Here is a 24910-nt window from a genome sequence, read left to right as displayed (position 1 = left end):
CACGTGAATGGCTTGAACAGCTCGTGCATTACTACAACCATCAGAGACCGCATCAATCGCTCGATGGAAGAACGCCCGTCGAGGAGGTGCTAAACTAGACAGTGCCTTCGACACCAATCAGTGAAAAAACTGGAATCGCGAATGAAGCGACGTGGTTACTCTCGCGCCGTAAGGGTCCGACCGTTCGCGTTGTCGAAGAGGTGCGATTTCCCCATGTTCGGTACGAGCGTTATTGGCTCGCCAACCGCGGCGTCGCTCTCCGGAACGACGCGCGCGCTGAATTCTGCTCCGTCCGCTGGGGATGTCAGCGTCAGGAACTTGTCGGAACCCATTGGTTCGATCACCTTTGGTTCCGCCTCGAACGTCTCTCCGTCCGGTGCGCCGGCATCAGCGGCATCGTGTAGGTCTTCTGGCCGAATTCCAAAGGTCACCGAGTCGGGTTCGACCGCGGCTAGCGCCTTGGAGTGCCGTTCAGGGAGCTTGAGGTCAAATAGGTCCTCGGAAACGATCCGATGGCCGTTGCCATCCGGAACCACATCCACGTCTATGAAGTTCATTGGGGGCTCGCCGATGAACCCTGCGACGAACTGGTTCGTTGGGTTGTCGTAGAGGTGCTGCGGCGGGCCGATTTGCTGAAGCTTCCCGTCATTGAGGACGGCAACGCGGTCGCCGAGCGTCATCGCTTCGGCTTGGTCGTGCGTGACGTAGATGGTGGTCTTCCCCACCCGCTGATGGATCTCGTTGAGCTCCGTGCGCATCTGTACGCGGAGCTTCGCGTCGAGGTTCGAGAGTGGTTCGTCCATAAGGAACACGGAGGGTTCGCGGACGATTGCGCGACCGAGCGCAACGCGCTGTTGTTGCCCACCAGAGAGCTCCGAGGGCTTCCGTTCAAGAAGGTCGTCGATCGAGAGGAGTCCCGCCGCCTCGTCGACGCGGGAACCGATTTCGTCACTTGGGTAGTTCCGGATTCGCAGCGGGAACGACATGTTCTCGCGGACGGTCATGTGGGGGTAGAGCGCGTAGTTCTGGAACACCATCGCGATGCCCCGCTCGCGTGGATCCATGCCTGTGACGTCCTCCCCCTCGATCCAGATGCGACCCTCGGTCGCGGTTTCGAGGCCCGCGACCGTACGGAGTGTCGTCGTCTTCCCACAGCCGGACGGTCCCACGAAGACCAGGAACTCGCCGCGGCGAATATCGATGTTCAGGTCCTCAACGGCGACAACGCCGTTTCCGCCGGAGTCGTACACCTTAGTAAACTCGTCGATCCGGACGTTGTAGTCCTCATTCGATTCGGTCTCAGTCTGTGGCGTCGTGTCGGTTTCGCTCATGGGTTCGTGTTCATTAGTTGGCTGATCAGTTGACTGTGCATCGTTCATTCCTTGAGCGCCCCCGCGGTCAGCCCACTGACGATGTACCGCTGGAAGAACACAACGATGAGGATCGTCGGGACGACGGCGATGACGCTTGCAGCGGCGAGGCTCGCCCACTGAACGGAGACGTCACCGACGAACTTGTAGACCGCCACGGAGATCGGCATCGACTGGAGGTCCGTCGTGACGATCAGGGAGAAGAGGAACTCCCGCCACGAGTACAGGAATGTCAGAATCGAGCAGGCTGCAATCCCTGGTGCTGCAAGTGGGAGCGCGATCTTCCGGAACGCCTGTAGGCGCGTACACCCGTCGACACGCGCGGACTCATCGAGGTCCGCGGGGATCGACATGAAGAAGTTCCGCATGATGTAGATCATCAGCGGTAACCAGAGGTAGACCTCTGCCATGATGATCCCTGGGAGGGTGTTCAACAGGCCGAGCCACGACATGATCTGGTAGTAGGGTACGATCAACCCGATAGGCGGGAACAGCCGCGAGAACAGCACGCCGATGAAGATGACGTTGTCCCCGCGGAAGCGATAGCGACTGAACGCGTATCCGGCCGGCGTGGCGAGCCCCATCACGACGATCGTCGTCACTGTCGAGATTATCAGGCTGTTCAACAGCGCCTTCCAGTACTGCTGGCCGATGAGCACCTCGTAGTACGAACTGAGTGTCGGATCGCGAGGGAGATACGTGAGGTTGTACACCGCGTCGTTCGCCTTGAACGACGTTAATAGCTCCCAGACAATCGGAACGATCACAGTCAGGACGGCCAGAGCCAAGACGATGTGGACGACGTATCGGCTCTCCACGACGTTCCAGAACCGCTGGCGACTCTCGTAACTGATGCGTTCGTAGCTCTCGTTTTCAGTGCTCATTCTTCTTGGACACCTCCCATGACTTTCGTAACGTAGACGATGGCGACGACGAGTGAGATGAGGATGATGAACACCGCAATCGCGGACGCGTACCCGTAGTTGAAGTTTATCATCCCGGTGCGGTAGATGTAGATGCTGAAGACAGTCGTCCGCGTCCCGGGACCGCCGCTGGTCAGCGGGAAGATGATGGCGAACGCACGGAACGCGAACATCCAGTTCATTAGCGCGACGATTGCGAGGTACGGTCGCAGATACGGAACCGTGATCGCACGGAACGTCTGGAACGTCGTCGCCCCGTCGACCTTCGCCGCGTCATACATGTGCCCTGGGATGGACTGGAGACCGGCGAGGAGCACGATCATCGCGAACGGCATCCGGGCCCACGCGTCGGTGAACGTGACCAGCGCCATCGCGAGGTTCTGGTTCGCCAGCCACGCGTACGGATGTTGTAGGATCCCGAGGTCCATCAGGATCATGTTTATGAGTCCGAGCTTGTTTCCGGTGAGGACCCACTTCCATATCATCGCGACGACGGCGATCGGGATCGCCCACGCGAACATTAACAGCGTTGAGTAGATGTTCCGGATTCGCTGGTTCACGACGTGGTTGATTGCGAGCGCGACCGCCAGCCCGCTCCCGAGACTGAGAATGAGCGAACCGAACGAATAGACGAGCGTGTGGCCGAAGTACGTCCAGAACTCCGTCCGCCCCAACATCTGGGTGTAGTTACGGAGGCCGATGAAACGGTTCGGGACCCCCGGGATGGTCAGGTAGAAGGACTGTTTGACGAGTTGGAAGACCGGGTAGACGAAAATCGCCGCGATGACGAGGAGCGCCGGCCCTAGCAATACGAGAAGGATGTGGTCGTTGAGGACTCTAGAGACGCGTTGCCGCACCTCCTCGTACGTCGTCTCCGGTTCCGTGAATCGGGTTTCTGATTCGTAAGACATGTCTTGGAGACAGCAGTGGGGCTACTGCCCCAGGATAGTGTTGATGAAGCTCTGTGCCTGATCGAGCGCCTTCTTCGGGTCGAGGTCGCCGGCAATGGCCTTCTGAACCTGTTGGCTGACGTGTTGCTTGATTGGTCGTTCCTGCGGGAAGACCTCGGCCTGGTTCAGCGTCATCTGCTTACCACGGATATCGGCGAACTCGGCGACTCCAGCCTGGCTCGCCTCGTCATATACGCTCTTCGAAAAGGACTGGTTCCCTTCTACGACGAACTCCCACCACTGACTGGACTCGCTGAGCAGCGCGTCGCCGAACAGCATCGCCGCCGCTTTCTGAGACTCACTAGCGTTCACGTTGATTGAAATTCCCGTTGGCGAGGCAATTCCCGCTCGGGTCGGGTTCGGGGTACTTGACCCGCCCTTCGGAGAGAGCGTCGGCTGGTACTCCGTTCCCTTCTCGTACTTCGCGAGCGCCTTGGAGACGAGGTCGCCATACACGGGAACCATAGCGAACTGCCCGGAGAGGAACCCGTCGGCGAGGTCCCCCTGTCCGTAGCTCACGACCTCGTTTGGCACCCACCCCTTATTGCGCCACTCAACCATTTTCTCCACCGCGGCGTACCCGGCGTCGGTGTTAACTTTCACTTTCCCGTTCTCGTAGAACGTCCCTCCAGCCTGGTAGAACATCTTCTCGAAGTCACGCAACGTGTACGTCCGCGAACCGCCCCGGTACGCCCACGCGTAGGTTCCTGTTCCCTCGAAGGCTTTCATCGCGGCCTCAAGATCGTCCCAGGTCCATGAACCGTCGAGGATCGCTTTTCGGGAGTTCTCCGGCACTCCTTGCTCCTTCAGCAGGTCCGGCCGCACGTGAACCAGGCTGGCTTCGAGGTACGCCGGGCACGTGTACACGTGGTTATTCCACGTCGACGTGGGCTTCGTTACCGGCTGGTAGGTATCCCACATCTCGTCTTTGGGCATCAGCGCGTCGAGGTTCGCCAGGTAACCGGCGTCGGCGAATGAAGAGAAGGAACTCGTCGTGACAACCTCGAACGCCTGTGGCGAACTCCGCTCGGCTTTGAGGAACGCGGTCTCCTTCGGAATCGCTTGGTCGACAACGAGTTCGAGGGGGTCGATTTTGATTCCAGTCCGGTCCTCGAACATCGCGTATGTCGCGACAGTCGCCGGGTCGTAGTCGAGACTGCCGAAGTTGAGAACTTGGATACTGTCGACGTCTGCAGCGGCAGAGTCCTCCCACCCCTTTGGGGGCTGCCACGGTGCGCTCTTGACCGACTTCGACTGCTTCCACGCGTCCGTCGATCCCTGCTTGTTCGCGTCCGGAACGGCTTGCCGGTCCGAGAGCTTCCATTCATCTAGGCTCGTCGTCCTGCGCTGTTTCCAGTTGGACGCGAAGTCGATACTTACTGACCCGTTCGACCCGCCCGACCCGCCCGACCCACTCGATCCACCGTTGTTCGAACAGCCGGCGAACGCACTGAGTCCGCCCGCGCTCGCGAACGCCGAGTATTTCAGCAATTGCCGTCGATTCAGGTTATTGCCATTGTCTGGCATAGATCCTTGTTCACAGATTCCGCACTTATATCTACCGGGATTTTTCATGTAGTACCTTAGCCGAATATTTAGGCACTATCTAGTTCTGCCCCTCCGTAGCTGGTGTATTTCCATTTGATACTTGATTCGGCCGATGTCGGTTGTAATAGTGTCTGAACCGTTGCAACCAGCGTCTCCCGCTTGATTGACTGCCCTGCCAAAACGAGTGAAAGCGGTCGATCCGCATTGAGACTGTCTGGAGCCATCTCAGTCGATCACATCTGGATAGTAGAAGTGTCCGCTTGGAAAGAGTGTGGAACCTACCCAAGCAGATCGTATGTGTTTACCCCGAGGTCTCGACAGCCAGCACAGTGTGAATCCATGAGATCATCTCATTGTTACTGACGACCCGGCGAAGTTCCTCGTAGACTGCGTCCCTGCTGGCGCCAAGTCGCCAGCAGGGGCAAGATCGTCTCATGAACGAACATACCGTGGTCATTGCGGAGTGCCCCAATGATTTTCCGGAGAATCACCGGTTCACGAAGCGCGTTCTCAGCCGCATTATTTGTCGGTGAGACCGCTGGCTCACCGATGAAGGTGAGCCAGTGGTCGGTCCCGCCTTTGATCTTCCCGAGCAGTGTTGCCACTGGTTCGTCCGTTGCTGAGCGTGTAACGAGCGATTTGAGTCCGTTCTGGCTCAACCGATGCATCTGTGCTCGTTCACGAGGACTGGGGTCGGTCTCCAGCCACGACTGGAGACGACGTACAGCTGCCTGAGATTCCGGTAAATCGGCTCTGCGTCCTCGTACTCCTCAGCGACATCTTCAGCTTCTCGGAGAATGTGTGCCCAGCACCGCTGGAGGTTGCTGCTGAAGGCCGGATACGCTGTCCGGCCATCTGACAACCGTTCCCGCAAAGTCCTTGCCGAGGACTTCCGCGGGAACATCACTGCCTCGACTTTCTCTGACCGCGTACAGCGTGTGCTTGTCCGTCTGAAACGTCCAGATCCACGCTTGCTCACTATCACGTTTGATCCCGGTTTCGTCAACATGGACGATGTCCGCGTTCTGAATCTGCTGGCGAATCTGCTCGTACTCACAGCGACCGGCGCGCGCAGCGCGCTCAATCACGTACCACGCGGACGCACCCGAGAGTGCCAAGTTGTGAAGTTGCTCGAAACGATCGTCGATCTTCCGGTAGGGGTGGCGGTGATCGTATCGGGATAGAGCGGCTTGTGCGATGACGTTCACCCCGAACTGCCCCTTATCGGGGCAGTCGGGGTGTGAAGCAATGGTCTGCATCCCACACGAATCGCACTCGTAGCGGTGGCGGTTGTACTGGGTGGTTTCTGGAGGCTGTAGGTCAGGGATTTCCTCGACAAGTCAGGGGCAGACGCCCGCCGACTCGTCGAACGCTTCGCCACAGTCTGGACAGCAGTCACAGGTGACTTCGAGCTCCTGATCTGGATCAGGAGCGGATCGCCACACGGGAGCACGGCCGGGGTTACGTCCAGGTGTTCCATCATCTGTCCGTGGTTCCTCGCTGCCGTCGTCGTCCTCGACTGACGAGGACGACGACCCCTCATCGGTTGATTTCTCCTTGCTCGGTAGCGTATGCGGTCCTTCGTGCCACTACAGCTTGGCCCTCAGTCGTTTATTCTCCTGCGGAGAGTTTCGTTTTCTTTCTCAAGCGCGGCAAGGCGTTCGAGGATCTCTTCTTTGGTAGGCTCTGGAGAAGTCATGAATAGGTGAAACGGGATGGTCTCCAGACCGGAGACCATCCCTCAGGAGGGTGCTTGTTCGCCTGTTGCATCTCTCTACGACACCAGTCACCCGGCGTTTACGAGAGGGTGACGGAACCGACTAGGGGTAAACACGTACAGCAGATAATCCATGTTCGGATAACACTCCCCGTAATATTTCTCTAACTGCTATACGGTCTGTCTCGGGTGTTCTCGTAGGAATCGTGCTAGCCTCAGATCCAGCTACTCTGCCTCTACGAGCTTAACCGAACATGGATGACACGAACGCCTCCGCAGGTGCGGAGCCAAGCGACGGTGTGACGTGCCAATCTTGGCGATGGACTGTCGTGACCTGCGTAGGTAGATTTTTACACATCGATCCAGATATTCTTTCGTGGTGAGAGAGAACACACACCAGGAAGGTCCTGATCCGATACCCGAAACGACGATCCTCGACGCGGCGGGCGACGCGGCGCTCCCGGAGATGGGGGTCATCGAACAGGTGTGGGAGACCGATCCGATCCCACCGAGAGAGATTGCCGAACGGGCGGCCACGGCGGTTGACGAATTCGATCTTGATGGCGTGCCTACCGGGGGGTCGGTCGCCATCGGCGCGGGGAGCCGTGGGATCGCGAACATCGCGTCGATCGTTCATGGCGTCGTCACGCGCCTCGGAGATCTCGGGTACGAGCCGTTCGTCTTCCCCGCAATGGGGAGCCACGGCGGCGCGGTCGCCGAAGGCCAGCGTGAGATGCTGAACTCACTCGATATGAACGAAGCGACGCTCGGCTGCGAAATCCGCGCGACGATGGAGACGGTTGTCATCGGCGAAACCGCGGAGCGGGACATCCCCGTTCACGTGGATGCGAACGCCGCTGGGGCGGATGCGATCGTCCCGATCAATCGCATCAAACCGCACACGGATTTCCAAGGCGACGTCGAGAGTGGGCTCTCGAAGATGCTCGTCATCGGGATGGGGAAACAGCGCGGCGCGAAGACTGCACACAAGTGGGCCGCCGATTGGAGCCTTCGGAACATGATTCCTGAGATCGCGTCCCGAATCCTCGATAAGCTCCCTGTCATCGGTGGAGTCGCTGTTGTCGAAGACGAACACGACGAGACCGACGTCATTGAGGGTGTCCCCCCGTCGGGGTTCCTCGATCGTGAGGCCGAACTCCTCAACTACGCGTACGACCGTATGCCGACACTTCCTTTCGACGAAATCGACACCCTCGTTGTTGACCGACAGGGGAAGGATGTCTCGGGGTCAGGCATGGACACAAACGTTATTGGCCGTATGGTGTACGGTTTCGAACCCGAACCCCAAACACCGTCTATCAAGCGGATATTCGTACGTGGCTCACCGAAGTGTCTCACGGGAACGCGACCGCGGTCGGTTCGGCGGACGTCATCCACGCCGATCTCTACACGGATATTGATCTCGCAGATACGTTCGTCAACGCCCTCACTTCAAGTACGATTGCGGGCGCGCGCATTCCTGCACCCGTCGAGACGGACCGCGCCGGTCTCGTCGTTTGCCTCTCGACGATCGGTGTCACCCCGCCGTCGGAGGTGCAGGTCGCTCGTATCCGTGACACAATGCATCTCGAACGGATCGAAGCGTCTACTGCGCTTGTCGAGGCGGCACGCGAACGTGACGACCTCCGCGTCGTCGAGGAGCCGTCATCAATGCAGTTTGACGATGGTCAGTTCGAACGCAACATACTGGACCCGTAATCCATCCCCTCTTGGGACGCTGAACTGCAAACTTTCATATTTCTTCGATCGAAGAGCTTTCGTATGGAGACTGCACTCATCCTGCCGCCGGAGCGCGACGAGCGTTGGGACCTCGCGAAGCAGACGGGCGTCGAGACGGCCGTCGTCCACACGCTCGAGATCGGCGACGGCTCGCGGCCGTGGCGCTACGAGGATCTCCTCGAGCTGACGCAGACGTTCCGCGACTACGGTCTCGACGTCGGCGCCATCGAGGGCTGCGTCCCGATCAGCGACGCGACCCGGCTCGGCCGCGAGGGCCGCGACGAGGAGATCGAGCGCTTCAAGCGGTACCTCCGGAACCTCGGCGAACTCGACGTCCCGGTCGTCGCCTACGACTGGATGGTCGGGAAGCGCTGGGCGCGCACCTCGACCGCGATCCCGACGCGCGGCGGGTCGCTCACCACGGGCTACGACGACGACCTGATGGCGGGCGCGCCCGAGCAGGAGATCGCGCCGGTCGACGCCGCGGACCTCTGGGACGCCCTCGAGTACTTCCTGAACGAGGTCGTCCCGGTCGCCGAGGAGGCGGGCGTAAAGCTCGCGCTCCACCCGGACGACCCGCCGATCGGGAACCTCCGCGGGGTCGACCGGATCGTCACCTCCCCGGAGAACTACGATCGCGTGATGGACATGTACGACAGCGAGTACAACGGGATCACGTTCTGTCAGGGGAACTTCGCCGCGATGGGCGCCGACATCCCCGAGACGATCCGGCACTTCGGCGAGCGGATCAACTTCGTGCACTTCCGCGACGTCGAAGGCGATCGCTCGGAGTTCGTCGAGACGTGGCACGACGCAGGGCCGACAGACATGCGCGCCTGCATCGAGGCGTACCGCGACATCGGCTTCGAAGGGCCAGCGAGACCCGATCACGTCCCAACGATGGCGACCGAGGAGAACTCGAACCCGGGCTACATGACGCTCGGACGCCTCTACGCGGTCGGCTACATGAAGGGCCTACTGGAGGCGACGGCCTGACGGGCGCCCCTACCAAGACGTGATGGTGACGTCGCGGAGGGGGCGATCGAGTGGGACGTCGACGTGCGCGCCGGTGTAGTGGGAGACGTAGAAGCCGACGATGATCTCGAGGGAGCGTGCGGCTTCGACGCCGGGGGAGAAGTTCTCCGCGTCGCCGTCGAGGAGGTCGACGACGTGGCGGGCGGCGTTCGGGAAGGCGTTCTCGTAGTCCTCGTCCCACGTCCACGCGCCGTCGATGCCGGGGAGGTCCGCCTCGACGTGTGTGCCGTCCTCGAGGTCCCAGTAGCGCCACTCGCCGTCGTCGTTGTTGAGGTAGAGTTTTCCCTCGGTGCCGACGAAGGTGAGCGCCATCGAGGAGACGTCGCGGGCGACCGTGCAGTCGATCGTCGTGAACGTCCCGTCGTCCATGACGACGTGGCCGCCGCCGCCCGCGTCGTCCACCGCCGAGCCGTCGAGGGCGTCGACGGCGTCGTTCTCGCCGTTGATGTACCCGCTCACGGTCTCGGCGCGCGCGTCGAGCAGGTAGACGAGCATGTCGAGGACGTGCGTCGAGTTCCGCATGAGTTCGCGTCGGAACTGCGCGTTCACGGACTTCACTTCACCGAGCAGGTCCTCCTCGTGGACGAGGTCGTGGAGGCGCTGGAGCTTCTCGGTGAAGCGGAAGGAGTGGTTGACGAGGAGTTCGACGCCCAAGTCGTCGCAGACGTCGATCATCTCCTCGGCCTCGGTGACGCTCGCGGCGATCGGCTTCTCGCACCAGATCACGTCGGGATCGCCGATCTCGGCCGCATCGACGACGTGGTCGTGGTGGAGGTACGAGGGCGTGCAGACGGAGACGACGTCGAGATCCGCGGTTTCGAGCATCGCCTCGTGGCCGAGGTAGCGCCCCTCTTCGGGGATCTCCCACGCGTCCCCGAAGGTGTCGAGCTTCTCCTGATCGACGTCCGCGACGGCGACGAGCTCGACGCCGTCGGTTTCGTCGTAGCCGCCCGCGTGGCTCGATCTGACCTTCTCGCGCCCGATGTCCTCCTCGTCGTGCATCCCGAGGATCCCCATTCCGGCGATACCTCCGGTTCCGATGATGCCTGCACGGTAACGTGCCATGAATTCTCGAACCACGGCCCGGTACTTGTAGCTTGCCCGTGGCCCCCTCGTAGCGTTTGGCTACGGATATTCCGGAAACGGAGACGAGAACGATGTCATCGACCCGCGAGGAATCCCCGTTGGCGAGGTAGTCGATAACGAAAAATAACGCCTTTGTTGGGCCTCTAGCCGGTGAATTACGTCGATATGCGTGTAATTCGGCCGTATATGTTCCAATCGTTCATTCGTGAAGGTTCGGTGGTGGCCGTCGCGGCGTGGGGCGTTCAGCGGTACGCGACCGCGCGCACCGGGGAGCCGCTCGTCCCGTGGAGGTCGAGCGGGAGGTAGCTGAAGAAGGCGCGTGCGGTCTCCGCGCCGTCGAGGACCGCGTCGAGGTTCCGTAACTCCTCGATCGCGATGACGTCGTTCTCGAGGAGGGGGAGGTGAGAGTCGGCGGGGTCGACGTCCGTGCTCGGGCCGTGCGCGGGCATCTCGTCCGCCCAGCCACCGACGCTCGGCGTGTCGACGCCGACGGCCTTCGCGCCCGCGTCGGCGAGGTACTGCGAGGCCTCGCCGTGCAGGTGCGGGAACTCGAACAGCCACTCGGGCGTGTGGCCGTAGTGCGCGTCCCACCCCGTGTGGAGTAGCACGACGTCGCCGTCCTCGATGTCGTCCGCGAACGGTTCGAGGTGCTCGACGGTGATCGTCTCCGCGTTCTCCAACGGCGCGAGGTCGAGGACGACGCCCTCGCCCGCGAACTTCTCCGCGGGAAAGTCGTCGAGGGATTTGCCCTCCGGCACGAAGTGGCGCGGCGCGTCGACGTGCGTCGCCGTGTGCGTCCGCATCGTCAACTTCTCCATCGTGAAGCCGTCGCGCGCCGCGAGCTTCGTCTTCTTCAGGTCGATCGGGGGGTACGACGGCCAGACCGGAATGTCGTCCTCGATCGGGTTCGTCAGATCGATGACCTCGTCGGGTGCGTCGAACATCGTCCCGTGATACCACGCACCGCGCCATAAGCGTGGGGGCGGCGGTAGATATACGGGAGCCGACGCGGAACGGATAGGCGATGGCCTACCACGACGGTGACGCACTCGCGTCGACCTACGCGGCCGCACGGGAGGGCGGCTACGGCTTCTTCGCGAGCAACGTCACCCACTTCGACGTCCTCCTCGGCCTGCTCGACGGCGCCGAGCGCGTCGGCTCCGATCTCGTCGTCCAGCTGAGTCGCGAGAGCGCCGCTTTCTACGGGTGCGGCGACCCCGACGTCGGTCTCGACGCCTTCGGGGCGTATCTCGAACGGGTCGCGGCGGGCGCGGACGTCGGCGTCGCCTGCAACGTCGATCACGTCCACCTCCCCGACCAGTGGGAGTTCCTCGACGCCGTCGTCGAGTCCGACGTCCCGTCCTCCGTGATGGTCGACGCCTCCGATCGCTCGTTCGAGGAGAACGTCGACCTCGTCCGCGACGCGACGGCGCGCCTCCACGCCGCCGACCCGGACGTCCTCGTCGAGGCCGAACTCGGGCGCGTCGCCGGGACCGAGGGATCGACCGAGACGGCGCTCGAGGACGCCTACTACACCGATCCAGAGGCCTCCGTGGAGTTCGTGGAGCGGACGGGCGTCGACCTGCTCGCCGTCTCCGTCGGCACCCAGCACGGCGTCGCCTCCGGCGTCGATCTCGACGTCCGCCCGGACATCGCCCGCGAGGTCGACGCGGCGCTCCGCGAGGCCGGCCACGACGTCCCCCTCGTCGTCCACGGCGCCTCCGGACTCGCGGACGAACAGGTCCGCGCGTTCGTGGACGCTGGCGTCCGGAAGTTCAACAAGAACACGCGCTACCAGTACGAGTTCTCGCGGACGCTCGCGGACTTCTACCGCGAGCACGCGGACGCCGTCCGGCCGCCCGAGGGAGTCGCGGACGACCGCGAGGGCTTCTTCGCGGACGCGGACTGGGCGCCCGACCGGACGTACTTCCACCCGCACGCCGCCACCGACCGCGTCCACGAGCGCCTCGCGGACGTCTACGCCGACCTCGCGGAACTCACGGGGAGCGCGGGCCAAAGCCGCGGGTCGGAGCGATGAGCGATCCGCTGTTGCTCGGCGTCGACGCGGGGCTGACGAACCTGAAGGCCGTCGTCTTCGATCGCGGCGGGACCGTCGTCGCGAGCGCCGCGCGCGAGACGCCCGCCCCCGAGGCTCCTGCGAATCGGGACGAGCAGGACCACGACGCGCTCTGGGCCGCCGTCGCGGGCGTGATTCGGGACGCCCTCGACGCCGAGGCGGTCGAGCGCGAGCGCCTCGCGGGCGTCGGCGTCGCCGGCCACGGTCACGGCCTGTACGCCCTCGACGCCGACGGTGAACCGGTCGTCGGCGTGAAGTCGACGGACAGCCGCGCGACCGATCTCGTGACCGAGTGGCGCGACGACGGGACGCTCGACGCCGTCTCCGACTCCGTGGGTTGGACGCCGTTCGGCGGCGACCCGCTCAGCCTCCTCGCGTGGTTCGACCGCGAGGCGCCCGACGTCGCCGCGCGGATCGAGCGCGTGCTGTTCTGCAAGGACGTCCTCGCGGGGCGCCTCACGGGCGCGTACGCGACCGACACGATGGAGGGGTCGGTCTTCGGCGTCGATCCGGCCGACACCGACGGGGCCTTCGACGCGCTCGGGATCGCCGACTACCGCGACGCCGTCCCCGAAGCCGTCCCGAGCACCGAGTGCTGTGGGACGGTGACGCCGCGGGCGGCCGAGGAGACCGGGATCCCGACCGGAACGCCGGTCGCGGCGGGCCTCCACGACGTCGGTGCGTGCGCGCTCGGCGCGGGCGTCGTCGATCCCGGACAGGCCGCGGTGATCCTCGGCACGTGGGGGCAGAGCGTCGTCGTGACCGAGGGACCGGACGACGGTGCCGGTGGGATCCCGCGGCGCTACCTCGACGGGTGGCTCCGCTACCGCGGGACGCGGGCGGGCGCGGCCTGCCTCGACTGGTTCGTCGACGAGTTCGGCGATCCGTGGCGCGAGCGCGCGACAGAGCGCGGCGTGAGTCCGTACGCCGTCTACGACGAGGTGGCGGCCGACGTCCCCGCGGGCGCGCGCGGCGTCCTGTTCCACCCCTACTTGAACGGGACGACGGACGACCCGGACGCCCGCGGTGGATTCTACGGGCTGGGTCTCGACAGCACGCGCGCGGACATGCTCCGCGCGGTCTACGAGGGCGTCGCGCTCGCGCAGGTCGGCGGCGTCGAGGACCTCCGTGACGACGTCACCGGCCTCCGCGTGACGGGCGGCGGGGCGCGCAGCGCGCTCTGGCCGGCCGTCTTCGCGGACGTCTTCGGCGGCCCCGTGAGCGTCCCGACCGGGAGCGAGATGGGCGCGCGCGGCGTCGCCATCTGCGGGGGCGTCGCCGCCGGCGTCTACCCGGACGTCCGCGCGGCCGTCGACGAGACGGTCGCCGTCGACCGACGCGTCGAACCCGACGAGGATGCCCACGAGCGATACCGCGACCTCGGGGAGGCGTTCGCGTCGGCGCGCGACGCGCTCGGACCCGCGTGGCAAACGTTGAAGAACGTGCCCCTAGAACCGGTCGGACGATGACCACGACGGTTCTCCTGTGCGGCGACCCGCAGCAGCCGAGCGAGTACATGGCCGAGGCGGCGGGGTTCCTCGAGGAACACGACGTCGTCTTCGAGCGGATGGACTGGATGGGCGATGCCTCGCCCGCCGAGTTCCGGAACGTGACGATGGACATGGAGACGGCGGGACCGGGCGCCTACGACACGAGCGACATCGCGACGCACCTCGATGGCGTTGACGTCCTCGTCGTCCACAAGGCGCCGGTGTCGCGCGAGCTGATCGAGGGCGCGGACCTCGACGTCGTCGGCGCGGCCCGCGGCGGCACCGAGAACGTGGACGTCGAGGCGTGCCACGACAGCGGCGTGACGGCGCTGCACGCGCCGGGGCGCAACCGGAACGCCGTGGCGGACTACGCGGTGTCGATGCTCCTCTCGCGCCTCCGCGAGATCCCGTTCAACCACGGCGACATGATCGACGGCGAGTGGTCGCAGGTCTTCGACCCCGCGCTGCTCCCGCCGGACGTCCGCACGACGACGATCGGGATCGTCGGCTTCGGCCACATCGGCCGCGGCGTCGCGCGACGCCTCGACGGCTTCGACCCCGAGATCCTCGCGTACGACCCGTTCGTCGACGACGAATCGATCCGCGACGGCGGGGCCGTGCCCGTCGACGACCTGCACGACCTGCTCGGTCGTTCCGACGCGGTGACGCTCCACGTTCGGCTCTCCGAGGAGACCGGGGGGATGATCGGCGCGGAGGAGTTCGCGTCGATGCAGGAGTCAGCGTTCCTCGTGAACACGGCTCGCGGTGGTCTCGTCGACGAGGACGCGCTCGTCGCGGCGCTCGACGACGACGAGATCGCGGGCGCGGCGCTCGACGTCTTCCGCGCGGAGCCACTCCCCGAGGACCACCCGCTCCTCTCGCGGGACGGCGTCGTCCTCACCCCGCACGTCGCGGGGTCGACACGCGACGCCGTCCTCGAGGGGCCGCGAATCGTCGCGAGCGACGTCGAGGCGTGGCTCCGCGGTGAGACGCCCGAGCACCGCCTCTGAGCGGGCGGACGCGAAAGCTCTTTGTGCAGTTGTTCGTAACTATCGTTCATGGTGAAGACCTTCGAAGGCTATCGGCGCGCGAACGGGCGCGTCGGAGTGCGCAACCACGTCGCCGTCGTCCCGACGTCGGTCGCGGCGAGCAGCGTCGCGCGCGGCGTCGCGGACGAGGCGGGGGCGTGGGCGAAAGCCACGCCGCACCAGATGGGGACGACGCAACCGGACGCGACGCGCGAACAGACCGCGCGCGTCCTCGCGGGTATCGGCCGCAATCCGAACGTCGGCGCGGCGCTGGTGGTCGAACTCGGCACGGAGGACATCGACGCCGAGTCACTCGCCGATCGGATCGCGGAGACGGGGAAGGCCGTGGAGACGCTCTCGATCCGGGAGACCGGCGGGACTCGCGCGGCGCTCGCGCGCGGACGTGAGATCGTCGCCGGGCTGAACGACGAGGCGCGCGAGGCGCGCCGCGAGGGGGCGGACGCGAGCGAGTTGATCTTCGCCGCGGAGTGCGGCGGGAGCGACGCGACGAGCGGCATCGCAGCGAACCCCGCGGTCGGGAACGCCTGCGATCGCCTCGTCGCGGACGGCGGCACCGCGTCGTTCAGCGAGACCCCCGAGTTCATCGGCGCGGAGCACATCCTCGCCGAGCGCTGCGCGGACGACGACGTCCGTGAGCGCCTCCTCGAACGCGTCGCCGATCGCGAGGGGATGGCGGACATGATGGGCGTCGACCTCCGCGGCGCACAGCCCACGCCGGGCAATCAGGAGGGCGGCCTGACGACGATCGAGGAGAAGAGCCTCGGCGCGATCGCGAAGGGCGGCACGACGCCGATCGAGGGGTTCGCGGAGTTCGCGGAGGAACTCCCGGTCGGCGGCGGTCTCGTCCCGATGGACACGCCCGGCTACGACGTCGAGAGCGTCGTCGGGAAGGTCGCGGCGGGCGCGCAGGTCGTCGCGTTCACGACGGGCCGCGGTAGCACGACGGGCAACCCGATCGCGCCCGTCATCAAGGTCACGGGGAACCCGAAGACGTGGGACCGCATGGCGAACAACATGGACGTGAACGCGAGCACGGTCATCGACGGCGAATCCATCGAGTCCGTCGGCGAACGCGTCTACGAGACGCTGCTCGCGGTCGCTGGCGGCGAGCGCACGGAAGCGGAGCGCCGCGGTCTCGAGGAGTTCGCGGTGAACGAGGTCCAACCGCAGGAGCTGCGCGGCGCGAGCGCGGGGGCGGGGGCGGGCCGATGAAGGGCGTCGTCCTCGATGACGTCGCCCTGCTGATGGCCGAGTCCGATACGGTCGCGACGGCCATCGACGACCTCGACGACGGACGACGGATCGCGGGCGAGGGACGCGACCTCTCCCTGTCCGAAGACGTCCCGTTCGGGCACAAGATCGCGCTGGTCGCGCACGACCCCGGCGACGAGGTGCGCAAGTACGGCGAGGTGATCGGGCGGGCGACCGATCCGATCGCCCCCGGCGAGTGGGTGCACACGCACAACTGCGAGAGCACGCGCGGGCGCGGCGACCTCGCGGCCGCGGGCGAGGAGGTGGCGGAATGAGCGCCGACTCCCCCTCCGAGGCGGCCGCGGGCGACTTCGAGGGGTACCGGCGCTCGGACGGGCGCGTCGGCGTCCGCAACGACGTGCTCGTGTTGCCCTCGGTCATTTGCTCGCACCTCGTCGCGGAGGAAATCGCGGAGCGCGCGGGCGCGGTGGCGACACCGCACGACCACGGTTGCGCGCAGCTCGGCGCGGACAACGACCAGACCGAGCGAACCCTCGTGAGCCTCGGGGAGAACCCGAACGTCGCGGGGACGGTCGTCGTCGGTCTCGGCTGCGAGGAGGTGCAAAGCGACGCGGTCGCCGCGGCGCTCGACGAACGGGGCTTCCCGGTCCGCGAAGTGGCGATTCAGGACGCGGGCGGGACGGACGCGTGCATCGACGCGGGCGTCGCGGCCGTCGATGACCTCCGTGCAGAGACCGACGCGGCGAGCGTCGGCGGAGCGTCACTCGGCGATCTCACCGTCGGCGTCGTCGTCGACGACCTCGCGGAGTCGACCGTCGAGCGCGCGAACCCCCTCGTGGCGGGTCTCGCCGATCGGGTGCTCGACGCCGGCGGGCGCGTCCTCGTCGCGGGCAACGAGCGCTACGCCGCGCACCCGATGGAGACGCGCGCACGGGTCAAGAGGAGTGCCGAGAGCGCCGTCGACGCGTTCCTCGAACGCCACCGCGACCTCCCGGCGCGGGCGACGCGCGTCAGCGCGGACGCGCGCGAGGCGGGCTTCGACGCCGCGACCGGGTTCGCGGGCGATCACCCTCTCGCTGACGTCGTCGCGTACGGCGAGCGCGCGGAGGCGGACGGTCTCTCGCTCGTCGACGCTCCCTCGCGCTTCGAGGAGGCGGCGACGGGTCTCGCGGCGGCGGGCGCGAACCTCGTCGTCCACGTGACGGCCGACGGCGTGCCCGCCGGCCACCCGATCGTCCCCGTGCTGAAGGTCTCCGGCGACGCCGACACGCTCGCGGCGCTCCCGGACGACATCGACGTGGACGCGCGAGAGGCGGACGCGGCGGATCTCGTCGACGCGGTCCGCGACGTCGCGGACGGCCGGAAGACGCGCGCCGAGGCGCACGGCCTGACCGAGTTCGCGCTCACCCGCGTCGGTCCCTCGATGTGAGGCGCGACGCCGCCGCGGCGTCTGCGGAACGCTTTTAGCCCGAGGCGGCGTGGATGCTCCCATGCGACACGTTCGATTCCGCGATCCCGCGGGCGCAGTGCGCGAGGGCGAATATCACGACGACGGCACCGTCTCCTTCGGCGGGACCGAGTACGACATCGACGAGGTGGACGTCCTGCCGCCGTGCGAGCCGTCGAAGATCGTCTGCGTCGGGCTGAACTACGCCAACCACGCCGAGGAGGAGGGCATGGAGGTCCCCGATCGCCCGCTGCTCTTCCTGAAGCCGCCGAACGCGGTGGCGGGCCACGGCGACAGCGTCGAACTCCTCGAAGGGAAGGAGAAGATCGAGCACGAGGTGGAACTCGGCGTCGTGATCGGCGAACAGTGCCGACACGTCGAGGAGGCGGACGCGATGGACGTCGTCGCGGGCTACACGGTCGCGGACGACGTCTCGAATCGCGACGACCAGTTCGCGGAGCAGAACTGGATCCGCGGGAAGGCCTTCGACGGGTCGTGCCCGCTCGGTCCCGTGCTCGCGGATCCCGAGCACGTCCCGGAGAACGCGGACGTCGAACTCCGCGTGAACGGCGAGACGCGTCAGTCCTCGAACACCGAGGAGTTCATCTTCTCCGTGCCCGAGCTGATCGCGGAGATCACCCAGTACATGACGCTCGAGGAGGGGGACGTCATCATCACCGGGACGCCGGCGGGCGTCGGTCCCCTCGAAGACGGCGACGCGGTCGAGATCGAGGTCGAGGGCGTCGGCACCCTCGAACACGGCGTCCACGCGCCGTAGGCGCGCGGCTACCAAGTTTTATGCTGTCGCCGGGGCACTGGCCTGTATGGCACCGGAGATCACCCGGATCGACAGCACGGAGTTTTCGTACGAGTTGGAGGACGTCGGGACGGACGAGCACGGTTTCAACCTCGTCTACGAGCCCGGCGAGACGACGACGCGGAAGCTGTTCGCGCTCCGCGTCCACACGGACGAGGGGATCACGGGCGAGTACGTCGGCGGGAACTCGCCGGGCGCGGCGCAGGTGAACATGTTCGCGGACTACCTCGTCGGGAAGAACCCCCTCGAGCGCGAGAAGCATTGGAGCGAGATCAAGCGCGCCCTGCGCAAGTACGACCGCATGGGGATCGGTCCGGTCGACATCGCGCTCTGGGACTTCGCGGGCAAATACTACGACGCGCCGATCCACGAACTCCTCGGAACGTATCGCGAGCGGATTCCCGCGTACGCCTCGACCTATCACGGCGACGAGCACGGCGGTCTCGACTCCCCCGAGGCGTTCGCGGACTTCGCCGAGGAGGCCCGTGATCGTGGCTACACGGGATTCAAGATCCACGGCTGGGGTGGCGGCGACGCCTCGCGCGACCTCACGCGCGAGATCGACGCCGTGCACGCCGTCGGCGAGGCGGTCGGCGACGACATGAACCTGATGCACGATCCGGCCTGCGAACTCGAGACGTTCGCGGACGCGCTGAAGCTCGGGCGCGCGCTCGACGAGGAGGGGTTCTTCTGGTACGAGGACCCGTTCCGCGACGCGGGGATCAGCCAGCACGCCCACCGGAAGCTCCGGCAGAAGCTCGACACGCCGATCCTCCAGACGGAGCACGTCCGCGGGCTCGAGGTGAAATCGGACTTCGCGGCGTCGGAGTCGACGGACTTCCTCCGCGCGGACCCCGAGTACGACGGCGGGATCACGGGCGCGATGAAGGTCGCGCGCGTCGCGGAGGGCTTCGGGATCGACACGGAGTTCCACGCGCCCGGGCCGGCCCAACGCCACTGCATCGCGGCGACGCGAAACGCGAACTACTACGAGATGGCGCTCGTCCACCCGGACGCGGCGAACACGACGCCGCCCGTCTACGCCGGCGGCTACGAGGACCAGTTCGACACGATCGACGCCGACGGCACCGTCCCCGTTCCGGACGGTCCCGGACTCGGCGTCACCTACGACTGGGACTACATCGAGGCGAACAGCACCGGGAGCCTCCACGCCTACGAGTAGGGACCTCAGACGGCCGTCCACCCGCCGTCGTCGGGGAGCGTCGCGCCCGGAGACAGAACTAAGACCGGCCGCGTGTCATGAACAACCATGGTCGAACTCGCGATCCCCGACGCGGCGACGCTCGAGAACGTCAACGACGTGGACGAAGCCGACTTCCCGCGGATGGCGTACGCGGAGCGACGACGTGATCCCTCGCAGATCGAGGACGTCGACGGGGCGACCCGGGACGCCGTCGCGGACATCCCGGCGTTCGCGGACCTCGATCCGGGCGCGGAAGTCGCCGTCACGGCGGGGAGTCGCGGCATCCACGACATGCCCGAACTCGTCGTCGCGGCCGTCGACGAACTGCGCGAGCGCGGCTTCGAGCCGTTCGTGATGCCCGCGATGGGGAGCCACGGCGGCGCGACGCCCGAGGGACAGCGGCAGGTCCTCGCGGACTACGGGATCACCGAGGAGCGCCTCGGCTGTGAGATCCGCGACGCGATGGACGTCGAGGTGGTCGCGGAAGACGAGACGGGGCGCCCGATCCCCGTCTCGACGGTCGCGCTCGACGCCGACGCCGTCCTGCTCGCGAACCGCGTGAAGCTCCACACGGACTATCGGGGACCGATTCAGTCCGGTCTCTGCAAGATGGCGGTCGTCGGTCTCGGCAAGCAGCGCGGTGCCGAGGCGATGCACAACGCGGCGATCGAGCGCGGTCTCGGCGCCTGCATTCCCGAGCGCGCTCACGCGATCTTCGAGGAGACGCCGGTCGTCGGCGGCCTCGCGCTCGTCGAGAACGCGAACGACCGCGCCGCGATCATCGAGGGCGTCCCCGTCGACGACATCCCCGAGCGCGAACCCCAGCTCCTCGAACGCTCGGAGGAACTGTTCCCCACGCTCCCCGTCGACGAACTCGACCTGCTCGTCGTCGAGGAGATGGGCAAGGACGTCTCGGGGGCGGGCATGGACACGAACGTCATCGGGCGCTACGACTTCTTCGACGAACCCGAGCCTGAAACGCCCGATATCACGCGCATCTACGTCCGGTCGGTCACGCCCGCCTCGCACGGTAACGCGATCGGCATGGGGCTCGCGGACTACGCCCACGAGGACCTCGTCGCCGACTTGAACCTCGCGGACGTCTACACGAACCTCGTCACGAGCGGCGAGACGGCGCGCGGGCGCATCCCCATCGTCTCCCCGACGGACCGCGCGACGCTCACCGTCGCGTGCTCGATGACCGGCGTTCGGGATCCCGGCGACCTCCGCATCGCCTACATCGAGAACACGATGGAGCCTGACGCGCTCTACGTCTCCGAACCCGTCGCGGCGGACCTCGCCGAGCGCGACGCGGTGGACGTCGGCGCCCTCCGTGACATCGCCTTCGACGAGCGCGGCGACTTCGCCTTCGGGTTCGCCGCGGACGAGGAGTGAGGCGGGCGCGACGAACTCGCTATCTCTTCTCGCTCTCCTCCCGTTCGCGTTCCACCGACTCCAGTTCCCGCGCGAGCAGTCTGACCTGCGAGCCGTCGCGCCCGACGTACGGGAGGGGCGTGCAGACGAACTCGTGGCGGGCGTAGGCCACGTCGCCGAGGTTCGCGACGCCCTCGACGATGCGGACGCCGGCCGGGAGGAGCGCCCGGTGGACCTCGTGGTCGGCGATGCTCGCTCCCGGTTCGTCGACGCCGAGGGCGTCCGTCGCGACGACGGCCGCGCCCGCGTCGACGAGGTACTCGGCGGCCGCGACGCCCGGGTACGCGTACTCGCGGAGATACGTCTCCTCGTCCGTCTCCGTCGGGTCCATGCCCGTATCGAGCACGACGAAGTCACCGTCTTCGATGGGGTTCCCCTCGGTCGCGGCGTCGAGATCGGCGGGAGTGATCGCCGCGCCCCGATCGACGTCAGTGAGGTCGAGGACGACGCCCTCCGTCACCATCTCGTCGGGCGTCACGTCCTCGATGGTGCCGTGGTCGTCGGCGCTGAAGAAGTGGCTCGGCGCGTCCATGTGCGTCCCGCAGTGCGTGACGATCCGGACGCGCGTCGCGTTGACGCCGTCCGACTCGTGCGACTTGTACGCCTCGAACTCGGGGTACGGCCACCCCGGCGGGTGGGTCGTCACTCGCTCCGTGATCGGCTGTGTGAGATCTTGCCACTCGGGCATACGTGTCCGATTCGGTGGCGGGCGCATAAGCGTACTCCCGGGAGGCGAGCGCGCCCCCCGTCAGCGATCGACGTCCGCGATGGCGTCCTCGAAGGCCTTCGTCACGATGGCGCCGTCGACGCTCATCGCGACGTACTGGACGCCGGCGTCGATCCATTTGTTCGCTATCGCGGCGTCGTCGGCGAACGTCCCGACGACCTTCCCGGCCTCCTCGGCGCGCTCGCACACCTCGGTCATGAGGGACTCGACGCGCTCGTCGCCGACCTGCCCGGGGATGCCGAGCGACTGCGACATGTCGTAGGGACCGAGGAAGAGCACGTCGATGCCCTCGACGGCGAGGATCTCGTCGAGGTTCTCGACACCGCGCTCGCCCTCGATGTGGACGATGACGGTCACGGCCTCGTTCTGCTCCTCGGTGTAGTCGTCGCCCCCGGTGTAGCCGCCCGCGCGGACGTACGGGGAGAGCCCGCGGGAGCCGAGCGGGTCGAAGCGGGCGTGCTCGACCGCGGCCTCGGCGTCCTCGCGGGTCTCGATCTGCGGGATCTCGACGCCCGCCGCGCCGATGTCGAGCGCGCGCTGGATCTCCGATTCCGTGTTGTTCCGAACGCGCACGATGGGTGCGGCCCCGCCGTTCTCGGCGGCGGCGCAGAGACCGACGGACGTCTCCGCGGTCAGCGGCCCGTGCTCCTGATCGAGGATGGTGAAGTCCATCCCGGCGACGCCGGTCATCTCCGCGACCATCGCCGAATCGAGCAGCTGGAACGTCCCGACGACGGTCTCGCCGTCCATCAATCGCTCTCTGAACGTGGGTTCCGGCATGGTTCGTAGCGCGTCACCACGGGGCTTGAAACTACCGTCAGCGGCGAGTTATGACGCCCGCGCTCTCCTCTTCCGAACCGTTAAGCCGCTCGCGTCCCCCATCACGGGCGTGACAGACACACTGACCGACGCGACGGCGCTCGTCACGGGCGCGAGTTCGGGCATCGGTGCGGCGACAGTCGAAGAGTTGGCTTCGCGCGGCGCGGACGTCGTCCTGAGCGCGCGCCGCGAGGGGCGACTGGAGGAGCTGGCGGCGGAGGTCGAGGACGAGCACGGCGTCGAGACCGTCGTCCACCCGACGGACGTCACCGACGCGGCGGCGGTCGAGGCGCTCGTCGAGGCGACCGTCGAGCGATTCGGCGGACTCGACGTCGTCGTGAACAACGCGGGGCTCGGGCGCGAGGAGACGACGATCGAGGACCTCGATCTCGACGCGTACCGCCAGATGATGGACGTGAACTGCGACGGGATGTTCTACGTGGCGCGCGCCGCGATGGCGCACCTGAAGGAGAGCGAGGGGAACCTGATCTTCCTCGGGAGTATGTCCGGGCAGTATCCGCGGCCGGCGAGTCCGGTGTACGCCGCGACGAAGTGGTGGACGCGGGGTCTCGCGCTGAGCGTGCAGGCCAACGCCGGTCCCGAGGCGTCGGCGTCACGACGATCAACCCGACGGAGGTCCGGACGGAATTCGGCGACGAGGACGGCGAGAGCGTGGCGGACGCGCTCGGCCCGGACGAGGCCGCGGAACCCGCGGACGTCGCGCGCGCGATCGCGTTCGCGGCCGCACAGGAGGCACCGAACGTCGTGCAGGAACTCGACCTCTATCGACGCGACAAGTTCGAGGGCTGGTAGTCGGCGTTCGGCCCTCGTGAACCGCTGTTCGGTGAGCACTCCCGACGTCGCCGGTGTTTCGCGAATCGCGTTCCGACGATCTGAACGCCGTGCGATCGCGGGTGTATCGATCTCGAAAATCGGCTACGAGTAGGTCATGTTGAGTTCGACGACGTTGGCGGCGTTGCGGAGGAGGTCGGGGATCTCGGTCTCGAAGCGCTCGCCCTGCATGCGACTGGTCGGCCCGGAGATGCTGATCGCGCCGGCGACGCCGTGATCGGGCGTCGTGATGGGGGCGGCGACGCACCGAAGCCCGTCGAGGCGCTCCTGTCGGTCGTAGGCGTACCCGCGGTCGCGGACCGCGTCGAGTTCCTCGAAGAACGCGTCGCGCCCCGTGATAGTGTGCTCGGTCCGCGCGGGCATTCCCATCGTGTCGAGGATCTCCTCGACGCGCTCTTCGGGCGTGTGCGCGAGAATCGCCTTCCCGAGCGCCGTACAGTGGAGGTGAACGTGCATTCCGGCGTGCGTGTCGAGGTGGACCGCCTGCTCGCCCTGCGCGAGATAGAGGTAGACGCCGCGGCCGTACTCCTCGACGGAGAGGTTCACCAACTCGCCCGTCTCCTCCGCCAGCGAGTCGATCTCCGGCCGCGCGACGTCGTGGAGTTTCAGCCGGCTCCGCGAGTATTCGCCGAGCTTCAGAAAGCGCAGTCCGACGTCGTACGCCCCGTCATCCTTCACGACGTACTCCGCGTCGTGGAGCGTGTTGAGGTGGTTGTGCACGGTGCTCTTCGGGAGATCGAGGTCGCTCGCGAGCTCGGTCACGCCCGCCCCGTTGAGGCGGACCAATGCCTCCACGATCTCCAGACTCGTCCGCGTCGCCTGCACCGTCGGGCCGGGGGTGTTCATGGATCCGGAGTATCCGGCGCAGATATTTAACCTTTGTTCATGAGTGGCGAACGCGCGTCTCGACGATCGAATGCCGGCGAGTGCGGGCCGTCCTCAGTCGTCCCGATCCGATCCCGGCTCCGCGACCCCGTTCGTGAGCGTGCCGACGCCCTCGTACGTGATCGATACCTCGTCGCCGGGTTCGATCAGACCGGGGTTCGCCGGACTCCCGAACGCCACGACGTCGCCGGGCCGGAGCGTGAAGCGCTCCGTGAGGAAGGCGATCACCTCCCGCGGTTCGAAGAGCATCAGTTCGGTGTTCGAGCGCTGGCGCTCCTCGCCGTCGATGACGGTTCGCATGTCGATGCCCGAGGGATCGAGGTCGGTCTCGATCCACGGGCCCAGCGGACCGGAGCCGTCAAAGGCCTTGCGCGCCGTGCGTCCCGGCTGATCGAGGGCGTCCACGTCGTTCATGATCGTGTAGCCGCGGACGACTGCTGGAACGTCCGCCGGCGCGACGTCGCGACAGGTCGTCCCGATCACCGCCGCGAGCTCGCCGGCGTACGTCACCTCGTCGGAGAACGTCGG

The 24910-nt window shown here is 66.3% G+C and carries 21 protein-coding genes and 4 pseudogenes; 13 read left to right on the top strand and 12 right to left on the bottom strand.

Features of this window, described 5'->3' with window-relative positions:
- On the top strand, window positions 1–98 hold a 98-nt coding region (locus AOZ13_RS07995), incomplete at its 5' end, for an integrase core domain-containing protein (protein ID WP_148294576.1).
- Window positions 99–155: 57 nt separating this feature from the next.
- Here AOZ13_RS07995 and AOZ13_RS07990 read toward each other — a convergent pair.
- The 6 genes and pseudogenes from AOZ13_RS07990 to tnpC form a co-directional block, all read right to left on the bottom strand.
- The gene (locus AOZ13_RS07990; protein ID WP_020221838.1) at window positions 156–1331 is read right to left on the bottom strand and encodes an ABC transporter ATP-binding protein; all 1176 of its coding nucleotides are present in this window, start codon (window positions 1329–1331) and stop codon (window positions 156–158) included.
- Window positions 1332–1375: 44 nt separating this feature from the next.
- On the bottom strand, window positions 1376–2254 hold the full coding sequence (locus tag AOZ13_RS07985; protein WP_020221837.1) for a carbohydrate ABC transporter permease: 879 nt from the start codon (window positions 2252–2254) through the stop codon (window positions 1376–1378).
- Complete coding sequence (locus AOZ13_RS07980) at window positions 2251–3204, bottom strand: carbohydrate ABC transporter permease (protein ID WP_020221836.1); 954 nt, start codon at window positions 3202–3204, stop codon at window positions 2251–2253. Before AOZ13_RS07980 ends, AOZ13_RS07985 begins: the two co-directional genes overlap by 4 nt.
- A 21-nt stretch (window positions 3205–3225) precedes the next feature.
- Entirely contained in the window at window positions 3226–4770 is a 1545-nt protein-coding gene (locus AOZ13_RS07975) for an ABC transporter substrate-binding protein (RefSeq protein ID WP_049934006.1), read from the bottom strand.
- Window positions 4771–4849: 79 nt separating this feature from the next.
- Window positions 4850–5065 (bottom strand): annotated as a pseudogene (locus tag AOZ13_RS14960) (IS6 family transposase); the annotation flags it as partial.
- 27 nt (window positions 5066–5092) lie between these two features.
- Window positions 5093–6529, bottom strand: a pseudogene (gene tnpC / locus AOZ13_RS07965) (IS66 family transposase).
- 445 nt (window positions 6530–6974) lie between these two features.
- On the opposite strand from tnpC, the pseudogene AOZ13_RS07960 reads away from it, so the two are divergent.
- Together AOZ13_RS07960 and AOZ13_RS07955 are read left to right on the top strand one after the other, a co-directional pair.
- A pseudogene (locus AOZ13_RS07960) lies at window positions 6975–8227 on the top strand (DUF362 domain-containing protein).
- Between the two features lie 63 nt (window positions 8228–8290).
- A complete protein-coding gene (locus AOZ13_RS07955; RefSeq protein ID WP_020222076.1) occupies window positions 8291–9244 on the top strand; it encodes a mannonate dehydratase in 954 nt (317 codons plus the stop codon).
- Between the two features lie 9 nt (window positions 9245–9253).
- Here AOZ13_RS07955 and AOZ13_RS07950 read toward each other — a convergent pair whose 3' ends face one another.
- Both AOZ13_RS07950 and AOZ13_RS07945 read right to left on the bottom strand, forming a co-directional pair.
- Window positions 9254–10348: a Gfo/Idh/MocA family protein gene (locus AOZ13_RS07950; protein WP_021780293.1), complete on the bottom strand. Its 1095-nt coding sequence runs from the start codon at window positions 10346–10348 to the stop codon at window positions 9254–9256.
- 263 nt (window positions 10349–10611) lie between these two features.
- Window positions 10612–11313 carry a cyclase family protein gene (locus AOZ13_RS07945; RefSeq protein WP_020222078.1) on the bottom strand — a complete coding sequence of 234 codons (702 nt, stop codon included), beginning with the start codon at window positions 11311–11313 and terminating at the stop codon, window positions 10612–10614.
- Window positions 11314–11393: 80 nt separating this feature from the next.
- Here AOZ13_RS07945 and fba point away from each other — a divergent pair, with 80 nt between their 5' ends.
- The 9 genes from fba to AOZ13_RS07900 all read left to right on the top strand — a co-directional run bounded on the left by fba (window position 11394) and on the right by AOZ13_RS07900 (window position 21060).
- Window positions 11394–12407 carry a class II fructose-bisphosphate aldolase gene (gene fba, locus AOZ13_RS07940; protein ID WP_021780292.1) on the top strand — a complete coding sequence of 338 codons (1014 nt, stop codon included), beginning with the start codon at window positions 11394–11396 and terminating at the stop codon, window positions 12405–12407.
- Window positions 12404–13915 (top strand): FGGY-family carbohydrate kinase, encoded by a 1512-nt coding sequence (locus AOZ13_RS07935; RefSeq protein WP_021780291.1) that lies wholly within the window; start codon window positions 12404–12406, stop codon window positions 13913–13915. Before fba ends, AOZ13_RS07935 begins: the two co-directional genes overlap by 4 nt.
- Complete coding sequence (locus AOZ13_RS07930; RefSeq protein ID WP_049934003.1) at window positions 13912–14946, top strand: 2-hydroxyacid dehydrogenase; 1035 nt, start codon at window positions 13912–13914, stop codon at window positions 14944–14946. Before AOZ13_RS07935 ends, AOZ13_RS07930 begins: the two co-directional genes overlap by 4 nt.
- A 48-nt stretch (window positions 14947–14994) precedes the next feature.
- A complete protein-coding gene (locus AOZ13_RS07925; RefSeq protein ID WP_020222811.1) occupies window positions 14995–16197 on the top strand; it encodes a UxaA family hydrolase in 1203 nt (400 codons plus the stop codon).
- Window positions 16194–16511 (top strand): UxaA family hydrolase, encoded by a 318-nt coding sequence (locus AOZ13_RS07920; RefSeq protein ID WP_021780289.1) that lies wholly within the window; start codon window positions 16194–16196, stop codon window positions 16509–16511. Before AOZ13_RS07925 ends, AOZ13_RS07920 begins: the two co-directional genes overlap by 4 nt.
- On the top strand, window positions 16508–17626 hold the full coding sequence (locus AOZ13_RS07915; protein ID WP_021780288.1) for a UxaA family hydrolase: 1119 nt from the start codon (window positions 16508–16510) through the stop codon (window positions 17624–17626). Before AOZ13_RS07920 ends, AOZ13_RS07915 begins: the two co-directional genes overlap by 4 nt.
- 61 nt (window positions 17627–17687) lie before the next feature.
- Entirely contained in the window at window positions 17688–18422 is a 735-nt protein-coding gene (locus tag AOZ13_RS07910; protein ID WP_021780287.1) for a fumarylacetoacetate hydrolase family protein, read from the top strand.
- Between the two features lie 46 nt (window positions 18423–18468).
- Window positions 18469–19644, top strand: coding sequence for a mandelate racemase family protein (locus AOZ13_RS07905; RefSeq protein WP_020222752.1), 1176 nt, complete (start codon window positions 18469–18471; stop codon window positions 19642–19644).
- An 87-nt stretch (window positions 19645–19731) separates the two neighbouring features.
- On the top strand, window positions 19732–21060 hold the full coding sequence (locus tag AOZ13_RS07900; protein ID WP_021780286.1) for a DUF362 domain-containing protein: 1329 nt from the start codon (window positions 19732–19734) through the stop codon (window positions 21058–21060).
- A 19-nt stretch (window positions 21061–21079) separates the two neighbouring features.
- Here AOZ13_RS07900 and AOZ13_RS07895 read toward each other — a convergent pair whose 3' ends face one another.
- Window positions 21080–21787 (bottom strand): cyclase family protein, encoded by a 708-nt coding sequence (locus AOZ13_RS07895; protein ID WP_021780285.1) that lies wholly within the window; start codon window positions 21785–21787, stop codon window positions 21080–21082.
- Between the two features lie 60 nt (window positions 21788–21847).
- Complete coding sequence (locus AOZ13_RS07890; protein ID WP_044957862.1) at window positions 21848–22606, bottom strand: HpcH/HpaI aldolase family protein; 759 nt, start codon at window positions 22604–22606, stop codon at window positions 21848–21850.
- Between the two features lie 109 nt (window positions 22607–22715).
- Here AOZ13_RS07890 and AOZ13_RS07885 point away from each other — a divergent pair.
- Window positions 22716–23458: pseudogene (locus tag AOZ13_RS07885) on the top strand (SDR family oxidoreductase).
- A 123-nt stretch (window positions 23459–23581) separates the two neighbouring features.
- Here AOZ13_RS07885 and AOZ13_RS07880 read toward each other — a convergent pair.
- Window positions 23582–24343 (bottom strand): IclR family transcriptional regulator, encoded by a 762-nt coding sequence (locus AOZ13_RS07880; RefSeq protein ID WP_020222039.1) that lies wholly within the window; start codon window positions 24341–24343, stop codon window positions 23582–23584.
- 93 nt (window positions 24344–24436) lie between these two features.
- The coding region (locus AOZ13_RS07875) for a fumarylacetoacetate hydrolase family protein (protein WP_148294575.1) at window positions 24437–24910 on the bottom strand (474 nt) is incomplete at its 5' end.

It is taken from the genome of Halarchaeum acidiphilum MH1-52-1, assembly GCF_000474235.1.
GTDB classification, from domain to species: domain Archaea; phylum Halobacteriota; class Halobacteria; order Halobacteriales; family Halobacteriaceae; genus Halarchaeum; species Halarchaeum acidiphilum.
The sequence above is the reverse complement of the archived record's forward strand: the minus strand, read 5'-3'. Positions and strand labels throughout refer to the sequence as shown.